The 23,641-nt window shown below is 58.7% G+C and carries 17 protein-coding genes; 8 read left to right on the top strand and 9 right to left on the bottom strand.

Annotation, left to right across the window (positions count from 1 at the left end; all coding sequences use genetic code 11):
- The first annotated feature begins 182 nt into the window (after nucleotides 1–182).
- Nucleotides 183–4,796, top strand: coding sequence for a MupA/Atu3671 family FMN-dependent luciferase-like monooxygenase (locus DMO26_RS02740; RefSeq protein WP_117190466.1), 4,614 nt, complete (start codon nucleotides 183–185; stop codon nucleotides 4,794–4,796).
- A 3-nt stretch (nucleotides 4,797–4,799) separates the two neighbouring features.
- Nucleotides 4,800–5,450 carry a 4'-phosphopantetheinyl transferase family protein gene (locus tag DMO26_RS02735; RefSeq protein ID WP_117190465.1) on the top strand — a complete coding sequence of 217 codons (651 nt, stop codon included), beginning with the start codon at nucleotides 4,800–4,802 and terminating at the stop codon, nucleotides 5,448–5,450.
- Nucleotides 5,451–5,455: 5 nt separating this feature from the next.
- Here the strand turns inward: DMO26_RS02735 and DMO26_RS02730 are convergent, their stop codons facing one another.
- The gene (locus tag DMO26_RS02730; protein WP_117190464.1) at nucleotides 5,456–6,259 is read right to left on the bottom strand and encodes a WecB/TagA/CpsF family glycosyltransferase; all 804 of its coding nucleotides are present in this window, start codon (nucleotides 6,257–6,259) and stop codon (nucleotides 5,456–5,458) included.
- A gap of 426 nt (nucleotides 6,260–6,685) precedes the next feature.
- Here DMO26_RS02730 and DMO26_RS02725 point away from each other — a divergent pair, with 426 nt between their 5' ends.
- Nucleotides 6,686–7,744, top strand: coding sequence for a glycosyltransferase family 2 protein (locus tag DMO26_RS02725; RefSeq protein WP_162894671.1), 1,059 nt, complete (start codon nucleotides 6,686–6,688; stop codon nucleotides 7,742–7,744).
- A 52-nt stretch (nucleotides 7,745–7,796) separates the two neighbouring features.
- On the opposite strand, the gene DMO26_RS02720 is transcribed toward DMO26_RS02725, so the two are convergent.
- Nucleotides 7,797–9,347, bottom strand: a complete 1,551-nt coding sequence (locus DMO26_RS02720) for a GMC oxidoreductase (protein ID WP_117190462.1) — start codon at nucleotides 9,345–9,347, stop codon at nucleotides 7,797–7,799.
- Nucleotides 9,348–9,679: 332 nt separating this feature from the next.
- On the opposite strand from DMO26_RS02720, the gene DMO26_RS02715 reads away from it, so the two are divergent.
- Nucleotides 9,680–11,119 (top strand): exopolysaccharide biosynthesis polyprenyl glycosylphosphotransferase, encoded by a 1,440-nt coding sequence (locus DMO26_RS02715; protein WP_117190461.1) that lies wholly within the window; start codon nucleotides 9,680–9,682, stop codon nucleotides 11,117–11,119.
- A 12-nt stretch (nucleotides 11,120–11,131) separates the two neighbouring features.
- Here the strand turns inward: DMO26_RS02715 and DMO26_RS02710 are convergent, their stop codons facing one another.
- From DMO26_RS02710 to epsE, 6 genes are all read right to left on the bottom strand, one after another.
- On the bottom strand, nucleotides 11,132–12,385 hold the full coding sequence (locus DMO26_RS02710) for a type III PLP-dependent enzyme domain-containing protein (RefSeq protein WP_117190460.1): 1,254 nt from the start codon (nucleotides 12,383–12,385) through the stop codon (nucleotides 11,132–11,134).
- Entirely contained in the window at nucleotides 12,385–12,618 is a 234-nt protein-coding gene (locus DMO26_RS02705; protein ID WP_117190459.1) for an acyl carrier protein, read from the bottom strand. Before DMO26_RS02705 ends, DMO26_RS02710 begins: the two co-directional genes overlap by 1 nt.
- Nucleotides 12,615–14,243 carry an AMP-binding protein gene (locus DMO26_RS02700; protein WP_117190458.1) on the bottom strand — a complete coding sequence of 543 codons (1,629 nt, stop codon included), beginning with the start codon at nucleotides 14,241–14,243 and terminating at the stop codon, nucleotides 12,615–12,617. Before DMO26_RS02700 ends, DMO26_RS02705 begins: the two co-directional genes overlap by 4 nt.
- Nucleotides 14,200–14,898, bottom strand: coding sequence for a serine O-acetyltransferase (locus DMO26_RS02695; RefSeq protein WP_226951164.1), 699 nt, complete (start codon nucleotides 14,896–14,898; stop codon nucleotides 14,200–14,202). Before DMO26_RS02695 ends, DMO26_RS02700 begins: the two co-directional genes overlap by 44 nt.
- Complete coding sequence (locus DMO26_RS02690; protein ID WP_226951163.1) at nucleotides 14,898–15,944, bottom strand: glycosyltransferase 61 family protein; 1,047 nt, start codon at nucleotides 15,942–15,944, stop codon at nucleotides 14,898–14,900. Before DMO26_RS02690 ends, DMO26_RS02695 begins: the two co-directional genes overlap by 1 nt.
- A 130-nt stretch (nucleotides 15,945–16,074) precedes the next feature.
- Nucleotides 16,075–17,328, bottom strand: a complete 1,254-nt coding sequence (epsE, locus tag DMO26_RS34895) for an exopolysaccharide biosynthesis GT4 family glycosyltransferase EpsE (protein ID WP_117190456.1) — start codon at nucleotides 17,326–17,328, stop codon at nucleotides 16,075–16,077.
- A 305-nt stretch (nucleotides 17,329–17,633) separates the two neighbouring features.
- Here epsE and DMO26_RS02680 point away from each other — a divergent pair, with 305 nt between their 5' ends.
- The 4 genes from DMO26_RS02680 (at nucleotide 17,634) to DMO26_RS02665 (ending at nucleotide 22,270) form a co-directional block, all read left to right on the top strand.
- Nucleotides 17,634–18,890: a polysaccharide biosynthesis/export family protein gene (locus tag DMO26_RS02680; protein ID WP_117190455.1), complete on the top strand. Its 1,257-nt coding sequence runs from the start codon at nucleotides 17,634–17,636 to the stop codon at nucleotides 18,888–18,890.
- Nucleotides 18,891–18,945: 55 nt separating this feature from the next.
- A complete protein-coding gene (locus tag DMO26_RS02675) occupies nucleotides 18,946–20,421 on the top strand; it encodes a GumC family protein (protein WP_117190454.1) in 1,476 nt (491 codons plus the stop codon).
- A gap of 68 nt (nucleotides 20,422–20,489) precedes the next feature.
- A complete protein-coding gene (locus tag DMO26_RS02670; RefSeq protein ID WP_117190453.1) occupies nucleotides 20,490–21,287 on the top strand; it encodes a P-loop NTPase family protein in 798 nt (265 codons plus the stop codon).
- Nucleotides 21,287–22,270: a glycosyltransferase family 2 protein gene (locus tag DMO26_RS02665; protein ID WP_117190452.1), complete on the top strand. Its 984-nt coding sequence runs from the start codon at nucleotides 21,287–21,289 to the stop codon at nucleotides 22,268–22,270. The genes DMO26_RS02670 and DMO26_RS02665 overlap by 1 nt, the downstream gene beginning before the upstream one ends.
- 36 nt (nucleotides 22,271–22,306) lie before the next feature.
- Here the strand turns inward: DMO26_RS02665 and DMO26_RS02660 are convergent, their stop codons facing one another.
- Nucleotides 22,307–23,512 carry a glycosyltransferase gene (locus DMO26_RS02660; protein ID WP_117190451.1) on the bottom strand — a complete coding sequence of 402 codons (1,206 nt, stop codon included), beginning with the start codon at nucleotides 23,510–23,512 and terminating at the stop codon, nucleotides 22,307–22,309.
- Nucleotides 23,513–23,641: the final 129 nt, after the last annotated feature.

Raw genomic sequence — 23,641 nt, 5'->3', positions numbered from 1 at the left:
AGACGCAACCGCAATTCGTCCGTTGGACGGGGTGATCATCTTTAAGACGGAAGGATAGCCGGACCTTACAATTCAGGCTGAGGCACACTCATCCCGATGGCTGATCTTGCGCATGTTGAAAATCACCCCGCCCCCCGGTTCTATCGAAGAGGCCGGAACATCAACGAGCGGGGACGAGATTCATGCGCGAATTGACATGCGTTCTAATCGGTGGCGGATCGTTGCTGGTTCAATGCGCCGAAATCCTGAAGGCACACGGACATCGGATCCCGGTTATCGCGACATCGAGCCCGTTTGTGCAAAAATGGGCTTTGATCGGAGAGACCCGCATTCTCGACGCCGACAAGGACTATACGCCCGGCATGATGGAACACGATTATGACTGGCTCTTCAGCATCGCCAACCTGCACATGGTTCCACAGGCCGCCTGGCAGCACGCCCGCGTAGGCTCAGCCAATTTTCACGACGGATTGCTGCCGCAGATGGCAGGGTTGAATACTCCCGCCTGGGCGATCATCGAAGGCCATAACCGGCACGGCGTGACCTGGCACGCCATCAACGCAGGCATCGACGAGGGCGACATCTATGCCCAGCAGAGCTTCGACATCAGTCCGGACGAAACCGCCCTGACCCTGAACACCAAATGCTTCGAAGCTGGAATTGCGACATTCTCATCGATGCTCGCCGACATCGAACTAGGCACGCTGTCGCCTCGCCGGCAGAATCTCGAAGCTCGAACCTATTACGAACGATTCAAACGACCCGCTGCTGCGGCAACGCTCGACTTCGCCATGCCTGCCGGAGAGCTCTCCCGCCTGGTGCGCGGTCTGGATTTCGGTCCGGGTTATTCCAATCCTCTCGCCACGCCAAAAATCCGCCTTGGTACCGGTGTGTATACGGTCTCGCACCTGCGCGTCCTCGAAGGCGACCTGAATGGTGAACCTGGACTGGTGATGTCGGTCGGCGCCCACGGCGTCACGGTCGGCAGCGCCGATATGCCGGTCCTGCTCGAAGCCACCCGCAGAGATGGTCTGAGCGTGTCTGCGCTTTCGTCGGTCCTGCGTCCGGGCGACCGGCTGCCAACCCTAGCCGACGTCGATAAGGCTTCCCTTTCCGAAACGGTTGCGGCCCTTGCAAGGCATGAAGCGTTCTTTCGCAATGCGCTCGAAAACAGCGTCGATATTGACCTGCCATATGTGACGGCGCCGGACGGGCATGCTACTGATATTCACACAATAAGTCTGCCACTTTTCAGACAATTCTCGGCACCGGAGCGGGCGGCTCTGGTCATCGCGTTCCTGATGCGCCTTACGGTCCAGCCTGCATTCGATATCGCCTACACGAATGACCGGCTGATCGATCTATCCGCTCGCCATCCCGGATATCTTGCCGGATCCCTGCCCCTGCACGCCGATCTGGCCGCATGTACAACGGTCGATGACGTCGTCGCGCAGGCGGAGCGTACATTGAAAGCTCTCGACGCCCGCCAAGGCTATTGCAGCGACCTTCCCGATCGCCACCCCGGCCTCCCAATGCAGCAATTGACGATCGGAATCGCAGACACACGCAATCCGTCTTTTCCCGGTCCAGTCAAAGGCTGCGCCCTGACTTTCCTTTTCGCCGAAACCCGGACCGACCTCGTCTACGATAGGACGCGCATCGATGACCGGCAGGCCGAGAACATGGCGACGGCATTCGCCGTGCTGGCTTCCGCATTTGACCGTTCGGTCGCGATCGAAGCCCTACCGTTGATGTCCGCAGCCGATCGGAAGATGGTCGTCTACGACTGGAACGAGACCGGGCGAAAGTATGATGCCGGTGCATGCGTTCATCGGCTTATCGAAGAGCAGGTAGACCGGACGCCGAATGCCGAGGCGCTCGCGTTCCACAGCCATTCGCTGACCTACCGGGAAATGGACCAGCGGGCGAACCGCATCGCGCAGGCGCTGATTGCCGAAGGCGTCGGCCCGGACGTGACCGTCGGCCTATATCTTCCGCGTTCGCTGGACTTGGTCGTCGGCGCGCTCGCCATCATGAAGGCGGGTGGCGCCTATATCCCTCTCGATCCGCACTTTCCGGCAGATCGGCTCGCATTCATGATCAAGGACAGCCGCGCGAAACTGGTGCTGACCGAACGAAATCTTGCGAAATCCTCGACACTTGCGGGAGCGGATTTCCTGTGTATCGAGGATATCCTCAAGAGGAAACCGAGTTGCGACCGCCCGGCAAGTCATGTCGAATCAAACAACCTCGCCTATGTGATCTACACCTCGGGATCCACTGGCACACCCAAAGGGGTGATGATCGAGCACCGCAACGTCGTCAACTTCTTCACAGGCATGAACGAGCGGGTGCCCTCCTCCACTGACGGGCGCAATGTCTGGCTGGCGGTGACCAGTCTCTCCTTCGACATCTCGGTTCTGGAGCTCTTCTGGACGCTTGCTCGCGGTTTCAAGGTCGTCATCCATTCCTCGGAGGTCATCGAGGCAAAGGCAAAGAGCAAAGCTTTTGCGGGTCGCGGTACCAATCTCGATTTTGGTCTCTTCTACTGGGGCAATGACGACGGGACGGGACCGGAAAAATACCGGCTCCTCATCGAGGGCGCGAAATTTGCCGATGCGAACGGCTTCGACTCGCTTTGGACGCCGGAGCGTCACTTCCATGCCTTCGGCGGCCCCTATCCGAACCCCGCGGTAACCGGCGCGGCCGTCGCGGCGGTGACCAAGAACCTCTCGATCCGGGCCGGCAGCTGCGTCCTGCCGCTTCATCATCCGGCGCGCGTGGCGGAGGAATGGGCGGTCCTGGACAATCTCAGCAACGGTCGCGTGGCCCTCGCCTTCGCTTCCGGCTGGATGCCGGAGGACTTCGTATTGCGGCCCGAAAACGCACCACCGAGGAACAAGGCGAGCCTGGTGCGGGAAATCGAGACGGTCCGCAAACTCTGGCGCGGCGACAGCGTCGAATTCGATTTCGGCGCCGGCACGATTGCGGTGGTGACCCAGCCGCGACCGGTTCAGAAGGAACTTCCGGTCTGGCTGACCACCGCGGGCAACCCGGAAAGCTATCGGGAAGCCGCAAGACTAGGCGCCAACGTGCTTACCCATCTGCTCGGGCAATCCATCGAGGAGCTTGGTGAGAAGATCCATATTTATCGGGAAACGTTGGCCGAGGCCGGCCGCAACCCGTCAGACTACAAGGTCACCCTGATGCTGCACACTCTCATCGGCGAGGACCGCGAGGAGGTGCGGGATCTGGCCCGCGATCCCATGAAGACGTACCTGCGCAGCGCCGCCGCGCTGATCAAACAATACGCCTGGGCGTTTCCGGCTTTCAAAAAGCCTCAGGGCATCGTCCAGCCGATGGATATCGACCTTCAGTCGCTCGCTCCGGACGAGATGGACGCGATCCTGGAATTCGCGTTCCTGCGCTATTTCGAAGACAGCGGGCTGTTCGGCACGGTGGATGATGCGCTCGAACGGCTGGAAGAGGTCAAGGCTGCCGGCGTCGACGATATTGCCTGCCTCATCGATTTCGGCCTGCCGGCCGATGCCGTCCTGGAGGGGCTTCCACTACTGGCCGATGTCGTTCAGGCAAGCAAACACCTCGTCGATGACGAAGGCTCCGGAGGCTTTGCAGACGAGATCCGCAGGCACAAGGTCACCCATCTGCAATGCACGCCCTCGATGGCACGCATGTTCATGATGGTGGACGAGGATCGAGCAGCGCTCAGCGATATCCGGCATCTCTTCCTTGGCGGCGAAGCATTGCAAGGGTCCCTGCTGGCGGCGCTGCGGACGGTGACGGATGCGAGTGTCGAAAACATGTACGGCCCGACGGAGACGACCATCTGGTCGTCCACCTACACCGCCGGCCCTTCAACGGGAGTCATCCCGATCGGCCGCCCCATCGCAAATACGCAACTCTATGTCCTCGATACTGCGCTGAGACCCGTTCCACCCGGCGATGTCGGCGAACTCTGCATTGGCGGCGATGGCGTCGCCCGCGGATATTTCAACCGGGAACAGCTCACCAAAGAGCGATTCCTCCCCAACCCCTTCACTGCCGGCCGCATCTACCGGACCGGCGATCTTGCCCGCTTCGACAGGAATGGAACCCTGCATTTCCTGGGCCGGACCGATCATCAGGTGAAAATCCGCGGTCATCGCATAGAACTTGGCGAGATCGAGGCTCGTATCGGGACATTTGCCGGCATCCAGGAAGCCGTCGTCATCGCCCGCAAGGACAGTCCCGGCGATGTAAGGCTCGTCGCCTACATGCGGACCAACGGAGCGCCGATCTGCGAACAGGCGCTGCGCGCGCACATCGCCGAGACCCTGCCGGACGTGATGATGCCTTCGCATTTCGTGACGATGGAGACTTTCCCGCTCACCCCCAACGCCAAGGTGGACCGCAATCGACTGCCGGCGCCGGTGGAAAAGGCGCAAGCGCCCGCCGTCACGTTCATCGAGCCCTCCAGCAATCTTCAACGGGAGATCAGCGAAGTTTTCGGCCGGGCACTCGGTCTGCAAAAGGTCGGCATATTCGACAACTTCTTTGCGCTCGGCGGGCACTCGCTTCTGGCCGTCCAGGTCCATCGGGAGATGAAGGCGAAGCTGGCACCGGATCTGACGATTACTGACCTCTTCCGCTTCCCGACCGTAGCGCTCCTGGCCGACCGCATCTCCGACAAGGGCAAGCCGGATTCCAACATGACGCAGGCGGCAGAACGGGCTGCCATGCGCCGCAGCGCGCTGGAACGGCGTGCAACGCTTGTCCGGGTGGAGACGAAAGTCTGACCGATGTTGTTCGAGGGCATATTCGACCCTTTCATCTCAGTGGCGGAAAGCGCCCTGTCGGCAGACTTTCCCGCCCTTTTTCCCGAAGAGCAGACGGCGATAGCCGGGGCCATGACCCGCCGGCAGCGCGAGTTCATTGCCGGCCGCACTTGCGCCAGACAGGCCATGAACGGCCTGGGGCTGGCCGATATGCCGATCCCCATGGGTGTTGACCGCGCACCCATATGGCCTGGGGGGGTCACCGGCAGCATCAGCCATTCCACCACCCGCTGCGCGGCCGTCGCGGCGCGGCATTCGGACGGCATAAAGGCGCTCGGGATCGATCTGGAGGAGGCCGCACCGCTCGATGAAGCGTTGGCGGAAGATATATGCACGCTCTCCGAACGCATCTGGCTTGAGCGCCAGCAGCCATTCATCCGGGGGCTTTTGCTGACGGCGATTTTCAGCGCAAAGGAATGCGCGTACAAATGCCAGTATCCGCTGAGCCACGCCATATTCGGCTATGACGCCGTCCGCGTCGAACTCAAGCTGGCGGAAGAATCCTTCACGGCATGTTTCGAAACGGATATTGCGCCCTTCAGGACTTTCGACCGGTTGGACGGACGGATCGCCTTTCGGCGAGGTTACATCGTCGCCGGCATGATGATCCGCTGAGAAACTCAGCCGGGACCAAGCCGCGATCCGCGGCCGATTAGTTCGCCGTAGAAAAGCATGGCGAGGGGCAATACGGCATAGACATACCGCCGCCACAGTCGGCGCGGATCGGAACAGAGCCTGTGCAGCCACTCGAGACCGGAACGCCGCATCCAGACGGGCGCGCGTCTCTTCGCACCGACGAGGAATTCGAGCGAGGCGCCGATACACAGGCCGATACCCCGTGCTTCCGGATGGCGCGACAGCTCATAGGCGATCTTTTCGGATTGCGGTGAGCCCACGGCAATAAAGAGAAACCGAGCCTCTGCCGCTACAGCGAATTCGACGCAGGCTTCCAGAGCTTCGGGATTGTCCCAGATTCCATGAGGTGGCAAACAGGCGCGGAACTGCACGCCGGGATATCGGGCGCGGAGATCCCGCACGACGGATTCATGGGGCGCAATGAGGGTGATCAAATCGCCGTCACGGATGACGGAACTGAAAATACCTGCCGTGAGATCGGAGCCGGTGACCACCGGGAGCTTCAGGAAGAGCAGTCTGGCCAGGCCTGCAATGGGCCGGCTGTCGCAAACGGAAATCCATGCGTTCTTATAATATTGCCCAAGGCCGCCGTTTCTCTGCAACCTGACGACATGGTCGACATTGGGGGTGACGATATAGCGGAAGCGTAATCCCGGAGCCGCGTTCCTGACCATGTCGAGGACGTTTTCGTGGGTGAGAGGATCGAACGGTGATCCCAGAAAATACCGCCTTCCAGACTTGGCCGGACCACGGTCTATTGGATAGGACGGGACATCGACGATCGCCATGGACCAGTTCCTCCTTATCTGCGACCACCACACGAAACATCGGCAGCGAAGAATTACTTTCCCAAGTAACTCTCTGCTTTCATTACCTTAACTGTAATATCTACCGACACCCTCGCTCAATCGCACCGGCCGGCATCAGATGGACGTAGGCGTTTCCAAATCGGCCCTTCACCGTCCGAAAAAGGATGAGCCTTCGTCCCCTCGAACGTGGTAGGGCGAGGTAAATTCGATCGGCGAGCTTTTGACTATGATGCCGCTCATGAAGTCACTTCAGGGGCGAGGATCATGTCGCAATATCTGTTGAGTTCGGCCGCACTGCTATTATCGCTGGTGCTTCTCTTTCCCGCGGTTGTCCTCGCGATTGAATGTGTCGCAGGCAGCGCCAGCCCACGCAAAGCAGCACTGCGGGACAGGCGGCGACCATCGGTGGCGGTCCTTGTTCCCGCACATAACGAAGAGCTGCAGATCAGCGATACGGTGCGGAACATTCAAGAGCAGCTGCGGAATGGTGATCGGCTGGTCGTGGTCGCGGACAATTGTAACGACATGACATCGATGAATGCACGCGACGCGGGTGCAGAAGTTGTCGAGCGCTTCGATGCGCTTCACCGCGGCAAGGGATATGCACTGGACGCCGGCGTCCGATATCTTGCCGAGGCGCCGCCGGAGATCGTCGTGATCGTCGATGCCGACTGCTGGCTCGAACCCGGAGCGCTGGACGAACTCACCCGCATGTGCGCGGCGACCAATAGACCTCTTCAATCGCGCTATCTGATGATCGCACCGCCTGTTGCCGCGATCAATCTCGCAGTGTCAGAGTTCGCCTTCCTTCTCAAGAACCGTATCCGGCTTCTCGGATTGACGAGGCTCGGCCTTCCCGTCCAGTTGACCGGATCCGGCATGGCATTTCCGTGGTCGGTAATCCGCGAAGCGGAACTCGCACACGGCAATCTCGTGGAGGACATGAAGCTCGGATTGGATCTCGCCCGCGCCGGCCATGCCCCGCTTTTCTGCGATACGGCGGTGATAAGGAGCAGGTTCCCCTATTCGATTAAGGGACTTGGAACTCAGGTCTCGCGATGGGACGCCGGACGCCTCCGTCTGATGCGTTCACTGCTTTCCGCTTTGCTGGATACCGGCACGTTCAGGAACAGCGGCTATCTGGCACTGGTTCTCGATGCATTGGTCCCTCCGCTCACACTGCTCGCCGCGCTCCTCTTCGCTATGCTGCTTCTGACGGGGATACTTGCGGCGACGGAGGCGGCAATGGTGCCCTTCCTTGTCTCCACCTTGAGCGTCACACTTTTTGGGACTGCCCTTGCGAATGCGTGGTGGGTTCACGGAAAGCGCGTGCTTCCACCGCATGCCCTGATCGAACTGCCGAAATATGCCATCGGCAAGATCAAGCGCTATCCCGGTTATATGTTGAATTCACGCAGGTCAGTCTGGATAAGGACCGATCGTGACCGGCCGACAGAGACCTGATCGGCACAAGGCGAGCAGCGCGGCAGCGGCGAACCCTCGCCCTGCAGCGTGTTCAGACGCAGATCTTCGTCGCCAGTTCCTCGGCGATATACGCGCCCACCCGCAAGGCATTGGCTGCGATGGTTAAGCTCGGATTGGCTCCCCCGCTCGTGGGAAAGAAAGAAGCATCCACGATGTAGAGGTTGGGAAGATCATAGGTGCGATTATTGACGTCCAGAACCGCAGTCGACGGATCCGTGCCGAAGCGGCAGGTGCCGCAGGCATGGCCGAAATTGAGATTCACCTCGGAGCCCAGCACCATCATCCGATGACGCTTGAAAGCTTGCCTATAAAGGCGGCGAAACGCCTTGATCCGCTGACGGAGTTCTGCGTGAACCGTATATTCGAAGAAGATCCGGTCCGGCTCCTGGGGATTGGGCTTCACCCGGTTTTCCGGGTAGGGCATGTCCTCGAGAATTGAAGCGAAGATCGTCGCTTTGCCGGAAATGAACGCGCCAATCGCCGCCGGAATGCGCATCAGGGGCTTGAGCGGCTTCAGCCAGATCCAGCCCTGCCGGTCGATGATCGATTTCAGGAAATGCAGGATGTTCCTGGAGGTCGCGGTCAGTCCGGTCGATTGGATGACCCCGAATTTCAGGCCCTGATATTCGTAGAAATCCCGGAAGGCGATCGACTTTCCCGGCGTCGACACGCGCATACGGCCCCGTGGCCAGACGGCAAAAAAGTCGGAAACATGAAACATGAGGTTGCGGCCGACGAGATCAGATGTGTTTGCCACGCCGTTGGGCCAGAGTTCGTTCCGGGAGTTGAGAAGCAGCAATGGCGTAGAAAGCGCCCCTGCAGCCAGAACGTAACGTTTGGCAGTGAAGGTGAGCGCCTTGCCATTCCTCCGGCAGAGCAATTCCGTCACTTCACCTTTGCCAGCTTCGATCTTTTCCACATTGCATTGATCGACGATCATGGCGTTGCCGGTCGCAAGCGCGGGCTCGATGAAGGCGTGACGGGCATCCTGTTTGCAGGACTTGTGGCAAATGGCACCGCCGCATTGGCTGCAATCTTCGACGTATCTACATGCGGTATGAACCCGGTAGGGATGCATGCCGTTGGATTGCACTGAATCGAAAAAGTATTGATCGCATCGCGTCATCACGGGGGGATCGATGACATCCGCTTCGGGCTGCAGCGGGTCCTGGCTGCCGCGTACCTGAAGAAGGCGCTCGGCCAGTCGATAAAACGGTTCAAGCCCTTCATAATCGATGGGCCAGGCCGGCTCGCCGAGCTCATCGGTGGCCTGGAAATCTCCGGGCGAGAAACGTTCGAGTGCCGCCGCGTAAAGGAGCGTTGATCCTCCGGCGCCGCATCCGAGCGCTGGAAAGAACCGGACGGATTGATTGTCCACCATGCCGGAAATCTGCTGCGGCCATCGCCCGTTCCTCAAACGCATGGTTTCATCGAAAGTATCCGGGTCATCCTCGTCCTGCGAAAATTGCGAAAATCCTTTTTCGATGAACAAGACACGTCGGCCGGCTTTTGCCAGCGCATAACCGACGGCCGCGCCGCCCATTCCTGCGCCTACGATGGCGACGTCCCACTCAAACTCCATTGCATCACCATACAACTAGGACCGTGGCGGAAGCTTCTGACCGCCGAAGCCGCGACTGGATGGATTGCCAAGTGAGAATTGAAAATAAAGAAGAACAATAAAGTTTAATCTCCCTTCACACCCGTCAAACAATGAAATAAATGTCAACTGATAATAAATTTAAGTTGCGACCTATTCAATTATTAATCCAAATCTACCCATGATCCAATTACCACCTAAGGCATATCCAAGCCGAAAATAGGCTATAAACCTCTCACTCTTAGGACGTAGGATGGATACATTGTCGCCCCTCCGGCGCCAGCTATACTCGTATTTCTGGTAGGGGTTTAATCATGTTCACACCGATCGAGACGCAGACAGAAAGGTATAATAACTCGTTCGAGCAGATGCCCCAAAGCAGAGGGCTCGAATATCGCAGCATCGCCTACGTTGCTGCGGGGCTGGATCTCATCTTTCTCGTCGGTGCGAGCGGCCTCGGATTTGCGGGTTACGAGTATATCGCTTTCGGGTCTGTTCCGGACCCTTCACCGGTTATCGGGATCGGGCTTGTTCTTTCAACGACCTTTGTGCTCGCCATGCACAGTGCCCATGCTTACAGTCCGGAAAGCATCCAGCTCCTCAGACCACAGATCCGGCTCATCTGCATTCTCGTCCCGAGTACGTTTGCCTTCCTTCTTACCGTAATCTTCTTCCTGAAAATCGGGCAGGCCTACTCTCGCGGCGGGACCTTGATGACCGCGATGATCGTCTTCGTCGGCCTCATATCCACGCGCGTGTTCTGGCATCTCTATCTGCCATCTGCGGCTGCCGCCGGCTCCTTCAGGATGAGGCGAGTATTGCTGATATGTCGGGAAGACTTTCCGACCGACCATTGGCAGCACGAAGCTGCGGCAAGCGGGATGGTCCTGACGCAGACCCTGCGTCTGTCGGAGGAAGGGTTTCTGGCGGCCAATGCCCTGGAGAGGTTAAAACAGAGCGAATCCGACTATATCGATGAGGTCTTCATCATCTGGCAGGATCCCAACGTCGCCAATCTCGAATTCTATCTTGGTGAACTCCGGCGTTCCGCTTTGCCTGTGAACGTCATCTTTGATGGCGTTATCGGCCGGCTGACGAGCGCGCCGTCAGGCAAGATCGGCAGCATGACGGCTTTTCAAACGCAACGTCCACCTCTCAGCCTCTACGAACGAGGAACGAAACGCGCGTTCGACATCGTCTTTTCGCTTACGGCCATCCTCTCCCTCTTCCCTTTGCTCCTCGTCGTCGCCATCGCGATCAAGCTGGATTCTCCCGGCCCCGTCCTGTTCAAACAGATACGCAAAGGGCATGGCGGGCGCTGTTTCCGAATCTTGAAGTTCCGCAGTATGACAGTGATGGAAGACGGCGGCGACGTCCGCCAGGCCACGCGAAACGATCCCCGGGTCACCAGAATAGGCGCAGTCATTCGTGCAGCCAGCATCGATGAACTGCCGCAATTCTGGAACGTTCTCAGAGGTGAAATGTCGATCGTCGGGCCTCGTCCGCACGCGCTTGCGCATGATGATCTCTACGACTCCCAGATCACCAAATATGCCTATCGCAGGCATGTGAAACCGGGCCTGACCGGCTGGGCGCAGATCAACAACTGTCGCGGGGAAACGCCAAACATCGAAAAGATGGAGGAGCGGATATTCCACGATCTCTGGTACATCAACAACTGGTCGTTCTGGCTGGACATGAAGATCATTATCCGCACTGCCGTCCAGATCTGCGACTTCGGAAAGGCCTACTGATCGAAGGCAATCTCAGGCCAGCGGCAGTTGCCCGATATATGTTATCTCGCGCATGCCGGCGACCTCGATCAGCACTTCGCGCGGAGGGGTATGGCTGATGAAGTGGACGGGGCTGGCAGTCAGCCCATAGGCGCCGCTGTTATGGATAGCGATGAGATCGCCTTCTTCGATCCGCGGAAGCATGACGCCGATCGCAAGCCGATCGATGGACGTGCAGAGGGGACCGACGAGGTTGACCTTCTCTACATTGCCGAGCCCTGCACTCCCCCGCCCGCCGACCTTGTGCATTGCGTAGTTGCGGTGCATCACCATTCCGAAATGACCGGACGCCGGCAGGTGGTTATTCATTCCGCCATCGCAGATGCCGATCCTGACGCCACGCGATTCCTTGATGGAAACGATGCGCGTCAGGAAATATCCGGCCTCGCCGACCAGATAACGTCCAAGCTCCAGCACAAGCAGCGTGCCGGCAAATTGCGGCATCGCCTTGAATTCCTCGATATCGGCGGAGATGCCCGTGGCGACGGCATCGAGATCGATCGGCATGTCGCCGTCGTGATAGGGAATCCCAAGCCCGGAGCCGAACACCAGCTTCTCCGGCGGCGCCAATCCGCGGCCGTAGACCTGCCGGAAAATGTCGAGAAAATTGCGGTAATTCTCGCAGATCGCCTGGGGCTTCAGGCATTGCGTGCCGGAATAGATGTGCAGCCCGACAATGCGGAGGTTGGATAGAGCCGCGATTGCCGGAATGTCCCGACCGGCATCCTCCCAGTCGATGCCGAAGGCGGAAGGACGGCCCGCCATCTGATCTCCGAACCCCTTGGGAACAGTCGGTGGGGCGATGCGGATGAGGACAGGTTGCATGAGCCCCAGCTCTCCGGCGACCTTATCGGCGAAAATAGCTTCGCGAACCGATTCCAGGATAAGCTCGCCGATCCCGCCTTCGATCGCCTGCCTGATTTCGAAATCGCGCTTGCCCGGACCGGTGAAACTGATCCGCGCCGCATCCCATCCCATGGCGACGGCCGTCCTGAATTCGCCGATCGACGAGACATCGAGAAATTCTGCCTGATCCTTCATGAAGCCAAGGATCGCGGGATTGGGATTGCTCTTTGCTGCGAAGCTGAGTTCAAACCGCCCGCTGAATGCCTCTCGCAGCATAGACGCCCGGTTTTCGATAACGGAAGCAAAATAGACGTAGGATGGGGTGCCGAATGATGCCGCGGCACTATCAAGCAGGGTGTCGAGCGATGAGGTGCAGTCCATCAGACGGTGGCTTCGGTAAAGCGCAGTATGCGGGAAGGTGTGTCGAAATTATCGAGCGTCACATCCTCGGCGCGGATGGCCATGCCCGTCGACTGTTCGATGAAAGCCAGGAGGTTCACCATCGAAACAGAATCCAGAAGGCCTGACGAGAACAGCTCGCTTTCGGTGTCCGCGTTCTCGATACTCAACGAATTGCGTAGGTAATCGATCAGCGTTCCATGAGTAAGTTTCATATCAGGTTCTCCCGCTTTTCCTCGATATTGGCTGATGGAATATCCCGGGGCGGAACACCGCCCAGATGCATCCACTCGCGGCAGATGCGCACTACGTCCGGCCGGGCGATCTTGCCGCTTGAGGTTCGCGGCATGCTTTCCGGCCAGATATGGAACTGTCGAGGAATCATGTAGGACGGCATTGCCCGCCGGCAGTAACGCACCAGCGCCTCTTCATCGAATTCGCCGAGTCGGGTAATTGCGACATGCACGGCTTGTCCGAGATCATCGTCGTCGACGCCGAAGGCAACCGCCTCTGCCACCACACCGCTGCGGCAGATGAGATCCTCGATCTCATCTGGGCTGACCCTGAAGCCGCTGGTCTTGATCATCGCGTCGTTCCGGCCGACGAACCAGAGGTCGCCATCCGCATCGATCCGGACGATATCGCCGCTGTAGACCACCGGCTCGTCGCCGATCAGATGCCAGAGTTCCGGGCATGGGCGGATCTTCTGCTCCGTCGCCTCCGGCTTGCCCCAATAACCGAGGCTGACCAGCGGGCCACGGTGAACCAGTTCACCCTGTTCGCCCGCATGCGCAATCCCCTCGCCATGCTTGATGACGTAAACTTCCACCCCCGGAATGGCGCGGCCGATGGCGCCCATCTTGCGAACGAATTTCTCCGGCGGGAGATACGTGGAGCGAAAGGCCTCCGTGAGGCCATACATCAGATAGATATCCGCATCCGGGAATGCCCTCGGCATCTGCTGCAGGATGTTGAGAGGGATCTTGCCACCGGAATTCGTAATACGCCGGAGGGCTGGAAATTCCGTAGGATTTTCCATGAGGAGGCGGACGATCTGACTCCAGAGTGGCGGCACCGCGGCGAACCCCGTGACGCGATGCTTCTGCATGGAAAGAACGATCTCGGTGGCTATCGGCACCGCCTGGTGCACGACCGTTCCGCCCATGAGCATCATCGAGGTTAGCTGATTGAGGCCGTAGTCGAAACTGTAGGGGAGAACGCTAAGAAGACGGTCGTCTTCTCGGAGCCCGAGATAGCGCGACACAGACCGGGCACCGCTTACGATGTTACGGTGGGTCAGCATCACACCTTTCGGCATACCGGTGGAGCCGGATGTGTAGATGATCATGGCGAGTTCGGTATCGAGGCGCGCAATCTCATCGCCGGACAGGTCGTTGGCGAGCTGATCCCAGAGATCGAACATCGTGTCGCCGGAGAAATTCCCCCTGATAAGGACACTGTCAACAGTCGGCGGCAACTTACGCGAGGCCAATGCTTCTGCGGCTCTCGCCTCGATGATCATCAGCTTTGCGCCGCAATCGCTGGCAACGTATCCGAGCTGCTCCATGGTCCATTGCGTACTGACATTCACGATCACACCGCCGACTTTCGCTATCGCGAACATGGCGGTGACTTCGGCGATGCTCTTGCGAAGATGCACGATCACCCGATCGCCGGGCCGGATGTTCCTGCTCTGGAGATAGCCCGCCAGACGATCCACTTCCATCGCGATCGAAGTGTAGCTCGCGGCACGATGACCGTCGATGATCGCCGGCTTGCCTGGACGGACGTGTATGTTATCGGCCAGCAATTGATAGAAAGTCGTCGTCAGTGCGTTCATGAGTTCTACTCCCACAAGGTCCGGTGTCTCGGCTTCCTTCACCCTCTTTTGCTCCTCCGCTCAAGAATGGACCCAAGCGGGGATAGATTTTCGCAGGCGAGCCGATAACGATGGAATCGGAAGGAACGTCGGTGCTGACCGCCGTATTGGCGCCGATGCGCACGCGGTCACCGATCCGGATATCACCCAGGATGGTGGAATTCACGCCGATGAAGACGTCGTCACCGATATGCGGCGCACCGGCGGTCATGTTGGTGCCGATGGTCACATTGTGCATGATGCCGCATCGCTTCCCGATCACGACATCCGGATGAATCGAGATCGATCCCTCCGCGTGAATGATATGAAAGTCGTCGCCAAGCGTCGCCTGAGCAGGGATCCATACACGCGTTACAGTCGAGACGACCGTACTGATCGCGCCATAGATTTTCTGCGCGATCTTGCGGGCAAGATATGTCCGGCGCAGATCCGCCCATCTACCGAAGCGATAGACAAGCAACGAGACGAAGCCGGCACTTAGAACCCTGTTTCCGTGCCGCCGGTAGTCCTTGCGGACGAGTTCCCGGAAGGACGCCGATCGTATAGCCGGTGGAGCGGACACGCGGCAGTTCGGCACCGGATTGGATTGAGGATTGAGGAAGCGAAGACGCGACATCATGCAGCCACCATATCCATCGTGCGCTCGATATCGGACCACTCGACGCGGAAGCCGCTGTTGGCTCCCTCGCCGACCACGAAGGCATATCCCTGCCCCTCACGATCCGTGAGTACCTTGAGAGCGGCAACCACCCGGTCCGCCGGCTGGATGACGAACAATGTCGAGCTAGCGGGCATGACCGTGAGGCCATGAACGAGATGGCTCCCCTCGACACCCACGACCACGCGCGCTCCGGCGCAGGCGTGAATGATGTCATCGACCGACGAACCGGATGGATCGAGAACACAAAATCCGTATTTCGATACGAATTGTAATGCGATATCGGCTTCATTCACCAATACCCGCTGATCGCCCCGCTCCCCGCGCAGGATGAAGACACCTGGATGATGCGGAAAAGGCGACGCCGATGCGAGAAGCCTCCCACGGGCCTGATCGGCGCGACGCTTCTTTCCCTCGTTCTGCCCCTTGTCCCTGAAAAGGATGACTTCGTCGAAATGAACGTCCCTAACATGAACCGGCTTCAGATCGAGCTTGCGGGCATATTGCGGCTCATGACCCTGCGTGATCGGTCGCGTCGTCACCGGCGTTCCATATTCATCCGCCAGGGAATAAGTCAGGCAATCGTCTGCAAGCCAGTTGCCAAACCAGCGATTGCCGACCCAGGATTCGAAAATCGCGCCGTTTGCCGAAATCTTTGGACGGGTGTAGATAGGCAACCGGCGACGGCGCGGCTTCAGGCTCCTCGAAGATGTCCGGTGATAGAGAACGCCATCTATGAGATCGACGTCTGCCAGCCTGTAGCCGATCGTCGCCTCCTGCGTCGTTTCATAATTCCCCCGGAAACCCTTCAATACCTCGGAAACGGTACCGAATTGCGCAGCCTTGATACGGTCGAGATGATGCGGAAGAAATTTTGCCGGCCGGATGAATCGCTTAGTGGCCGGAGCAATCGTCCAGCGATCCGCGGCTGCCGCCTCGATATCTGGAAAAGGCACGCGGGCAGCTTTCCTCAACGAATGCACGATCGGCAGAAAAGAAAACAATCCGCCCTCCTCGGAAGCCTGCAAACCGCATCGCGGGATGAGGATCCAGCTCTCCGCAATGCCGTGATCTCAGGAAGATAATCGCATAGTTGCCAAGGGTTTCGCCGTAGCCTTTGGGCTATCGGCATACTCATTTCGATGTATTCGGTGCCGCCGTTACCCGCTGCTCCAAAAGTGACGCCACTGCATGCGCACTGATGCGGTGATGGAATTTCGCGGAGATCTTTGCTCGAGACGCCCGGCACAGCCGGGCTGAAAGCTCACGGTTCCGCAATACTTCCGTGATCGCGTCGGCCATTTCCTCCGGGCGCTCCGGAGTGACCAATATGGCGTCCACCCCGTTGTCGATAAGTTCGCTGTTGCCTCCGACGTCCGTCACGATCACCGGCATTTCCATCGCCATGGCTTCCATGATAGCGACGGATATTCCCTCATTGAGGCTGGCGAGCGCAAAAACATGCGCTTCTTCCAGAGCCTGCCGTACCTGGTTTTCGGAAATCGCTCCCAGAAGCTCGACGCAACCGGTAAGCCTCTTTTCCACGACGAGAGCTTCCAGGTTTTTGCGATAGCCGGTTCCACCTCTTTCATCCTCCCCGGCAATCTGCAGCCGGGCGTCGAAGCCGCGCTCGCCGAGCATTTCAACGGTCTCCAGTAGAAAGTCATGTCCCTTGACCGGGTTGAGCCTGCCGCAGGTGAAGATCCGGCAAGGCTCCCCCGGTTTCCATGGGACGTAAGGACGAATCCGGCGGATCTGTGTGAGGTCTACCCCCATGGGTGCGATCGCGACATGGGCCGGCTTCGATCCGTTCAGCTTGGCATCCACATCATCGAATAACCGTTTCGAAATGACGGTGGCGAAGGCCGCGTTTTTCCATTTCAGCGGCTGGTTGGGACCGTAACCCTCCAATGTCGGTCCGTGAAGCGTGAGGCTGTAAGGTATCCCGGACAGGAGTGACGCAAACATTGCGACATTGGCAGCCTCGGCGCAGGAATGGACATGAATATGCGACCATCGGCCTCGATGAGCCAGCCGGACCAACTTGCCCGCCACCAAGAGGGCAGCGAATATCCGCAGGCGGCCAAAGGGGGATTTGACTTCCGCTGCCGCGACGGTTGCCATGCTCTTCGCAATATTCCTGGGGCCGGCTTTCAGGATTTCGAACACTGCCGAGAGCGCATCCGAAAAACCGAACGGCAGCAGATATTCGGTTCTATTGCGCGCCGCATCCGCCCAGGCATGCGACGCAATGGCCGCGGGAGGGCGGGCTGTCGAGACGAATTCGGCTTCGATGCCCAGTTCCGACAAGGCTGCATGCTCGCGCCACAGGAATATATGAGTCTGGCCCGGAAATTCTGGGATGAAGAAGCCGATGCGGCGCGCCATGAACTCTCCACTCTTTTTGGATTTAAAGTGAAAGGATCGCGTCCCCGTCAATATCACTGGCCGACGGCTGCCCTTCTCTCCATCGGCATCGTCGGGACTTTCCCCCCGCCTCACAAGTTTGCCCTTGGATTGATACCTTCACCCGAAAGGATATAACCGCTTCTACCTCGCCCGCTCGGTCTATACCCTAAGGCGGATGCGTACTTCTTTGTGCTTTGTTTGCACGCCTTCTCGGCAGCCTTAGTATGAACCCGTCCTATTCCTGCGACATGGAAAGGGGATAGCCAATCATCGGGGGTGCGTGAATGCGTGGGATCGTGAGGCTCGCGGGGCTTCTGCTTGGCTTGGCGTTTGGGGATGCAACCGCCCAAACGATCTATAAACTGCAGCCCGGCGACACCCTGCAGCTATGGCTTGCACAGGAGCCCGAGCTTGCCCGGGAAGTCGTAATCGGGCCGGATGGATGGATGTCGTTTCCGCTCGCCGGCCACATAAAAGGAGCCGGTCTCTCCGTATCGGAACTGGAGGGGCAGCTTATCGAGCGGCTGAAAGTGTATTTCAACGATAAGCCGAATCTTACCGTCATGCTGAGGCCGAACTCCCAGCACCAGCAGCTGGTCTATGTCACCGGAGAGGTGGTGAGGCCGGGAGAATACCCCTACCGCGCCAACATGACAGTGCTTCACTGCGTCAGCGTCTCGGGCGGCCTTTACCGCACGACATTGCTGGCCGCCGACCAGGACCGGTCGATCCTTGTGCGGCGACAGGTCGAACAATCGCAGATGCGCCTGGAGGAACTGAAAGCACGGATTATCCGCCTGGAGACAGAAATTCGGGAGGAGAGATCAATAGCAACCCCTGAGGCTCTCGCCGCGTCTCCGGCCCTGGCGCAGGAGCAATCGTTGCTGAATGCCCGCATGGAAGCGCTGGACATGGAGGAAAGAGCGAAAAATCAGGCCAACGACCTTGCCGAAGGTACGGCGACCGCCATGCGGGAACAGGCTGACACATTGTCGAAACGCGTCGATCTCGCGAAGCGGCGCCTGCAGAGCATCAACAGCCTTGTAGCCAAGGGCGGAGCGGAAAGCTCTCAGCAGTCGCTACAGGAGGGCGTGATCGCTGAGCTCGAAGGGCAAATCAGCCGCCTGCAGTCTGAGATGATGGTCGCGGAACGGGCAAGGATTGCGGAGATCGCCCGATACGAAAGCGTCCGCCAGGAGCGCCGCACCCAGTTGCTGATTGAACTTGGCGCGGCGCGGCGCGAGCAAGACGACACGGCGGCACGGCTTGCCGACAGCACGCGCATCATGGCCATCTACGACGCGAACGAAGCGGTGAGCCAGCAACGGGAAAGGCGGGTGATTGCTTATCATATCGTCCGCTTCGTAGAGGGCGAGATGCGGGAGCTTGAGGCGACGGAAATGACTCCGGTCCTGCCCGGCGATCTGCTGCGCGTGTTCTACAGCGATACCGACAACATACGCGGCGCTGCTGCAGCCGGACGGTCCGCAGTACCCCAAAATCCCCCCATCGTCGAACTCAGTGCGGCAGTTGCTCAATGAAGGAGACTTCGCGGCTGACCCCTGTATCTCGTACCCGAGGCCCCGAGACGAAACCATGATCAACGATCTTTTGCGCAACGCTCTCTATTATATCGAGATCGCCCTCGCCAAACCGTTCTACGCCATCGTGCCGGCGGTCGTTACCCTCCTTGCCGGCGGATATTTCATCTACACCATGCCCAGAACGTATCAGTCCGAAGCGCTGATGCTGCTGCAATTCCAGCAGATACCCACCTCCCTCGTATCGCCGACGGTATCCAATGATCGGCTGCAGTTCGTCGAGCAAAGGGTATTATCGCGGAAAAATCTCCTCGCACTTGCGGATAAGCACCTCCTATTCCCGGATTTGGCCGCTGTTTTGCCGAAAGCTCAATTTGCCAGCCTCGTGCGCAATCAAATTTCCCTGAATATCCAGTTCTCGGATGGCCCGGACCGCAGTGCAAGCAATGGAATGATCAGAATCGGCTTCAAATATGCCGACCCCCTGGTCGCCACAGAGGTTGTATCCGATCTCGTATCGCAGATCGTCGAAGAGAACCGTCGCATTCGACTTACGCGCGCCTCGGAAACAACGCGATTTCTGACATTGGAGGCCGAACGCGTCGCCCAACAGTTTCGCGAACGCGAAGCCATCTGGAACAAGTATATCGAAGAAAACGGAACCTCCCACCCCACCCGGATCCCGGCTCTGCTCCTCGAATTGCAGGGAAAGGAACAGGAACTGGCTCTCCTGGATCGCGCAATTGTGGCGCTCAATGAGGATGTCCGTGTTTATGAAGCGCAGCTTCGCATGGGCGCGGAGCAGGCAAGCCAGGTAACGCGCCTCACTTCGCAGCTCCGCGACGTTGAAAGCGAAATTGCCACCAAATCACTGATCTATTCAGACGCTCACCCACAGATCCGCATCCTGAAACAGCGTATTGACGAGATAGAGGCGCAAATCACTGCAGCCCGGCAGGACGATGCCGCCGGAACGCCGACAAACGAGATCCAGCCCCTTACCCCGGAGCTCATGCTGGTCGCCGAACGTATAGCTGGAGCGAAACCACGGCAGGAACAATCCAACAATCAGAGAAATGAACTGATGCAACGTATCAACCAGTTACGGACGGCTATTTCCCTGGCTCCCGAGGTGGGCACGCAAATCGCTGCGCATGAAGCCGAAAAAGCCTCTCTGCAGCGGTCGATGGACGAAATGCAGGCCAAGCTCGACACAGCCCGTCTCGGCGAACGATTGGAGGTGGGAGATGCGGCTCTACAGATCGAGGTTGTCGAGGAGCCGGAGGTTCCAAAAGGGCCCGCAGGGCCAAGGCGCGCCTATCTCGCGGTTGCCGTCTGCCTGGCGGCGGCGGGGATCGGAGCCGCCAGCATCTATGCAACCCATCTCCTTGATCGCACTATCCGAGGCACTTTCGATCTCGCCGATCTGCTCGCAGGGGAAACCCTTGCCGTCATTCCGCACTGGACGCCAACGCGGCATATGGCAAAAGCCTTTCGGAACGCCGTTACTGCAAATAGCGGACCATCCTGAGGGGCAATATCAACCGAATGGTCGGAATTCCGTTTAGAACTCGCATCGATGGGACAGGGCAGAATTTCATGGAGATCATCAAGAATACCTCGCTTCGAGGCAGACGAACGGATAGGCTGGAGACCGCCGGCTTCCCGGAGATCACGGGCAGCTATCCAGACAGCCGGATCAATGGATATCATCCTCAAGACGACTATCCGCTGTCTCTCGACACAGACCCTCTATCCCCGACTTTCCTTTATTCCAACCGGATCATTGCGTTCGACAGCAGCAACGCGATCACCCACGCCTACGACGTCCTGCGTAACCACCTCATCAACCAACGCAAAGAAGCCGATACGCGGGTAATTTCGGTCAGTGCCCCATCGGCCGGTTGCGGCACCACCGTCACGACCGTCAATCTTGCGCTCAGCTTTGCCCGGGTGCCTGGCGCAAATGTTCTGCTGGTGGATGCAAATGCGAGAAATCCGGGAGTAGGAAAGGCTCTGGGACTGGCGCCGGAGCCATCTTACGAAGACCTGGTTCACGGCTGGCTATCGACCATCGACATCAGGGGCGTCCGCCTGCGGTTTCTCCGTGCGGCGTGGGGGACAGGGAGAATTCCGCTGCCCGCCGACCTGGCACGCATGACCTTGCAAGTCGAAGCCAATCGCCAATTGCTGAGGCCGACCCTCATCATTTTCGATCTCCCACCGATGCTGAATTCCGATGAGGTCATCCCGTTCATCGACATGTCCGATACGGCGGTGATCGTGGCGGCGGTCGGCAAATCAAAAAGGTCAGATCTGGAAATATGTCGCAGCTATATCGGCCCGACCAAAAGCATGCAGGTCGTTCTGAACAAGACGAAAAGGCATGGTCTCTAATGTCCGCAAGCGACGAGATGCGGGATCGTTGTCTGAAATTGGCAATCGTCATCGTCAATTACCGGACTGCGGATCTCGTCATCGATTGCCTGGCATCGCTGAGTGTTCCCGGCACCGTGCCTCACGCAACACGTATCGTCGTCGTTGACGGTTGCTCGGGTGATCGATCAGCCGAAAGAATTGTCGCGGCGATACATGAAAATGGTTGGACGAACGTGGCATGCCTCCCCCTGGGACAGAACGGGGGGTTTGCTTACGGGAACAACCGGGGCATCGAATATGCCATCATGACCTTCGGCAAGCCCGAATATATTCTGCTGCTGAATCCCGACACGATCGCCCGGCCCGGCAGCATTACCCGTCTGGTCGAATTTATGGAGACGACGCCGGAGGCCGGTATCGCCGGCAGTCAGCTGGAACATCCGGATGGGCGGAGGCAGGCCTGTGCATTCCGCTTTCCTTCCATCGCCAATGAATTTGAAAGCGAGGCAAGGCTCGGGCCGATCACCTACCTTCTCAACCGATGGCGTATCGCCCCCGAAATGCCGAAAACACCATCCCGGATAGACTGGGTGTCCGGTGCATGCATGATCCTGCGCACCAAGTTGCTGGACCAACTCGGACTTCTCGATGAGGGGTATTTTCTCTATTACGAAGAGGTCGATTTCTGCATGCGGGCTGCCGCCGCCGGCTGGTCCTGCTGGCATGTGCCACAGAGCCGGGTGATTCATCTCGTCGGGCAGGCCACCGGCGTCACCCGGCATGTCCGTCCGTCACGCCGCCCCATCTACTGGTTTCAATCCCGCAGGCGCTATTATCTCAAGCACCGAGGCGGCAGCTATGCACGTCTGGCGGATTTGGCTTGGCTCGGCGGCCATCTGGCCTGCCGCCTCCGGCTGCTGATGGCCGGCAAATCGGCCAACTTGCCGCCGCATATCCTGCAGGACTTCCTGCGCCACGCTGGGCCGTTCCGAAAAGCATGACGCCCAATTTGTCGGCGAGATTTTTCAAGCCAGCCTTCAGGCCGTTCTCTGCTGCTTCATCAGCGCCTCCAACAGTGCTGCGGAGCGGTTCACATCGTGCCGCTCAAGGGCACGGCGACGTCCCGCTTCCCCCTTACTGAGTAGCTCAGCGTCGCTCGCGTCCAGGGCATCGCGCATGGCTTCAATCAGAGCGTCGAGATCACCCGCCGGGACAAGCCAACCGTTTTCCGGTTGAACGAGTTCGGGAATGCCCGCGATATAAGTCGAGATCACCGGACGCCTCAGTGCCAGGCTTTCCATCAGAACCACGGGCAGGCCTTCGGCAAAACTCGGCAGAACCAGTACCTTGGCACGCAATATTTCACCACGCACGTCGTCTTGCGAAATCGTACCTGTCATCATGATCGTTCCGTCAAGTCCGAGGCGTTCTACCTGCGTCTTAATTTCAGCTCGCAGCGGACCGTCGCCGACCAGCACGAGTTCGAACCGCAAACCCTCCGCCTGCAGCTTCGCCGCTGCCTGCAACAGCAGAAGATGGCCCTTCTGTTCGGACAATCGCGCCACGCATACAAGCCGCCGTTCGGTGCCCCGGCATTCGACAGGCTCACCCAGGTATCGTTGATCAATGCCGCAATGAACCACCTGAACCTTTTCCCAGTCATCGGGATAAGCCCAGCGCAGCAACTGGCTGCGTCCGTACGAGCTTACGGCGACGACAAAGGACGACGCCCGGATCTTGTCGTGGAGTCCCAGGACTTCAGGCCGGTCGAACTCCTCGGGACCGTGAACGGTGAAGCTGAATTTCACACCGCAGATCTGATGCGCAAGGGCGGCGACCGTGGCTGGATTGGTGCCGAAATGCACGTGCAGATGATCGATGCCGTCTCGGCGACACCAATCTGCAAGGATCATCGCCTCTGCAAGATAGATGAGATGGATAAAAAAGCGCCCGCCTGCGGCCCTCGCGAAGCGGAATGTGCCTTTGAGCGCACTCAGCGACGATAAGGGATGTGCACATAGCATGCGCATGAGGATGACTGTGGCGGATGCCGGGGGCGTCTTTAACAGCTGACGTGTCCTCTGAGCCTCGCGGATATCATCGGTGTCCTTCAGCTCTCCGCGGAAAGCGCGCACGGCATATCGCTCAACGCTATGTCCCCGCGCCTCCAGCGCGATGATTTCCCGTCTTATGAACGTATGACTCGGCGCCGGATATTGGTTGGTGAAATACGCGATACGCACTCCCCAATCACCCCTTCATGTTCGGCATTCCTCTGAATGTCTACCTTTAAGGTGTAGCAAAAACCGAGCTTGCGGCTCAGCCCGACAAACAGCGTATCCCTCGGCAATGGCTTCCACCAAAGAGGTAAA

The organism is Rhizobium terrae (genome assembly GCF_003425685.1).
Classification (GTDB): domain Bacteria; phylum Pseudomonadota; class Alphaproteobacteria; order Rhizobiales; family Rhizobiaceae; genus Neorhizobium; species Neorhizobium terrae.
The sequence above is the reverse complement of the archived record's forward strand: the minus strand, read 5'-3'. Positions and strand labels throughout refer to the sequence as shown.

Excerpts from the sequence above, each read along its gene's own strand:
- DMO26_RS02715 (WP_117190461.1), top strand. The coding sequence starts at position 9,680 with ATGTTCACACCGATCGAGACGCAGACAGAAAGGTATAATAACTCGTTC.
- DMO26_RS02730 (WP_117190464.1), bottom strand. The coding sequence starts at position 6,259 with ATGGCGATCGTCGATGTCCCGTCCTATCCAATAGACCGTGGTCCGGCC.
- DMO26_RS02710 (WP_117190460.1), bottom strand. The coding sequence starts at position 12,385 with ATGGACTGCACCTCATCGCTCGACACCCTGCTTGATAGTGCCGCGGCA.
- DMO26_RS02670 (WP_117190453.1), top strand. The coding sequence starts at position 20,490 with ATGGAGATCATCAAGAATACCTCGCTTCGAGGCAGACGAACGGATAGG.
- DMO26_RS02675 (WP_117190454.1), top strand. The coding sequence starts at position 18,946 with ATGATCAACGATCTTTTGCGCAACGCTCTCTATTATATCGAGATCGCC.
- DMO26_RS02735 (WP_117190465.1), top strand. The coding sequence starts at position 4,800 with ATGTTGTTCGAGGGCATATTCGACCCTTTCATCTCAGTGGCGGAAAGC.
- epsE (WP_117190456.1), bottom strand. The coding sequence starts at position 17,328 with ATGGCGCGCCGCATCGGCTTCTTCATCCCAGAATTTCCGGGCCAGACT.
- DMO26_RS02720 (WP_117190462.1), bottom strand. The coding sequence starts at position 9,347 with ATGGAGTTTGAGTGGGACGTCGCCATCGTAGGCGCAGGAATGGGCGGC.
- DMO26_RS02695 (WP_226951164.1), bottom strand. The coding sequence starts at position 14,898 with ATGTCGCGTCTTCGCTTCCTCAATCCTCAATCCAATCCGGTGCCGAAC.
- DMO26_RS02705 (WP_117190459.1), bottom strand. The coding sequence starts at position 12,618 with ATGAAACTTACTCATGGAACGCTGATCGATTACCTACGCAATTCGTTG.
- DMO26_RS02740 (WP_117190466.1), top strand. The coding sequence starts at position 183 with ATGCGCGAATTGACATGCGTTCTAATCGGTGGCGGATCGTTGCTGGTT.
- DMO26_RS02665 (WP_117190452.1), top strand. The coding sequence starts at position 21,287 with ATGTCCGCAAGCGACGAGATGCGGGATCGTTGTCTGAAATTGGCAATC.
- DMO26_RS02700 (WP_117190458.1), bottom strand. The coding sequence starts at position 14,243 with ATGAACGCACTGACGACGACTTTCTATCAATTGCTGGCCGATAACATA.
- DMO26_RS02680 (WP_117190455.1), top strand. The coding sequence starts at position 17,634 with ATGCGTGGGATCGTGAGGCTCGCGGGGCTTCTGCTTGGCTTGGCGTTT.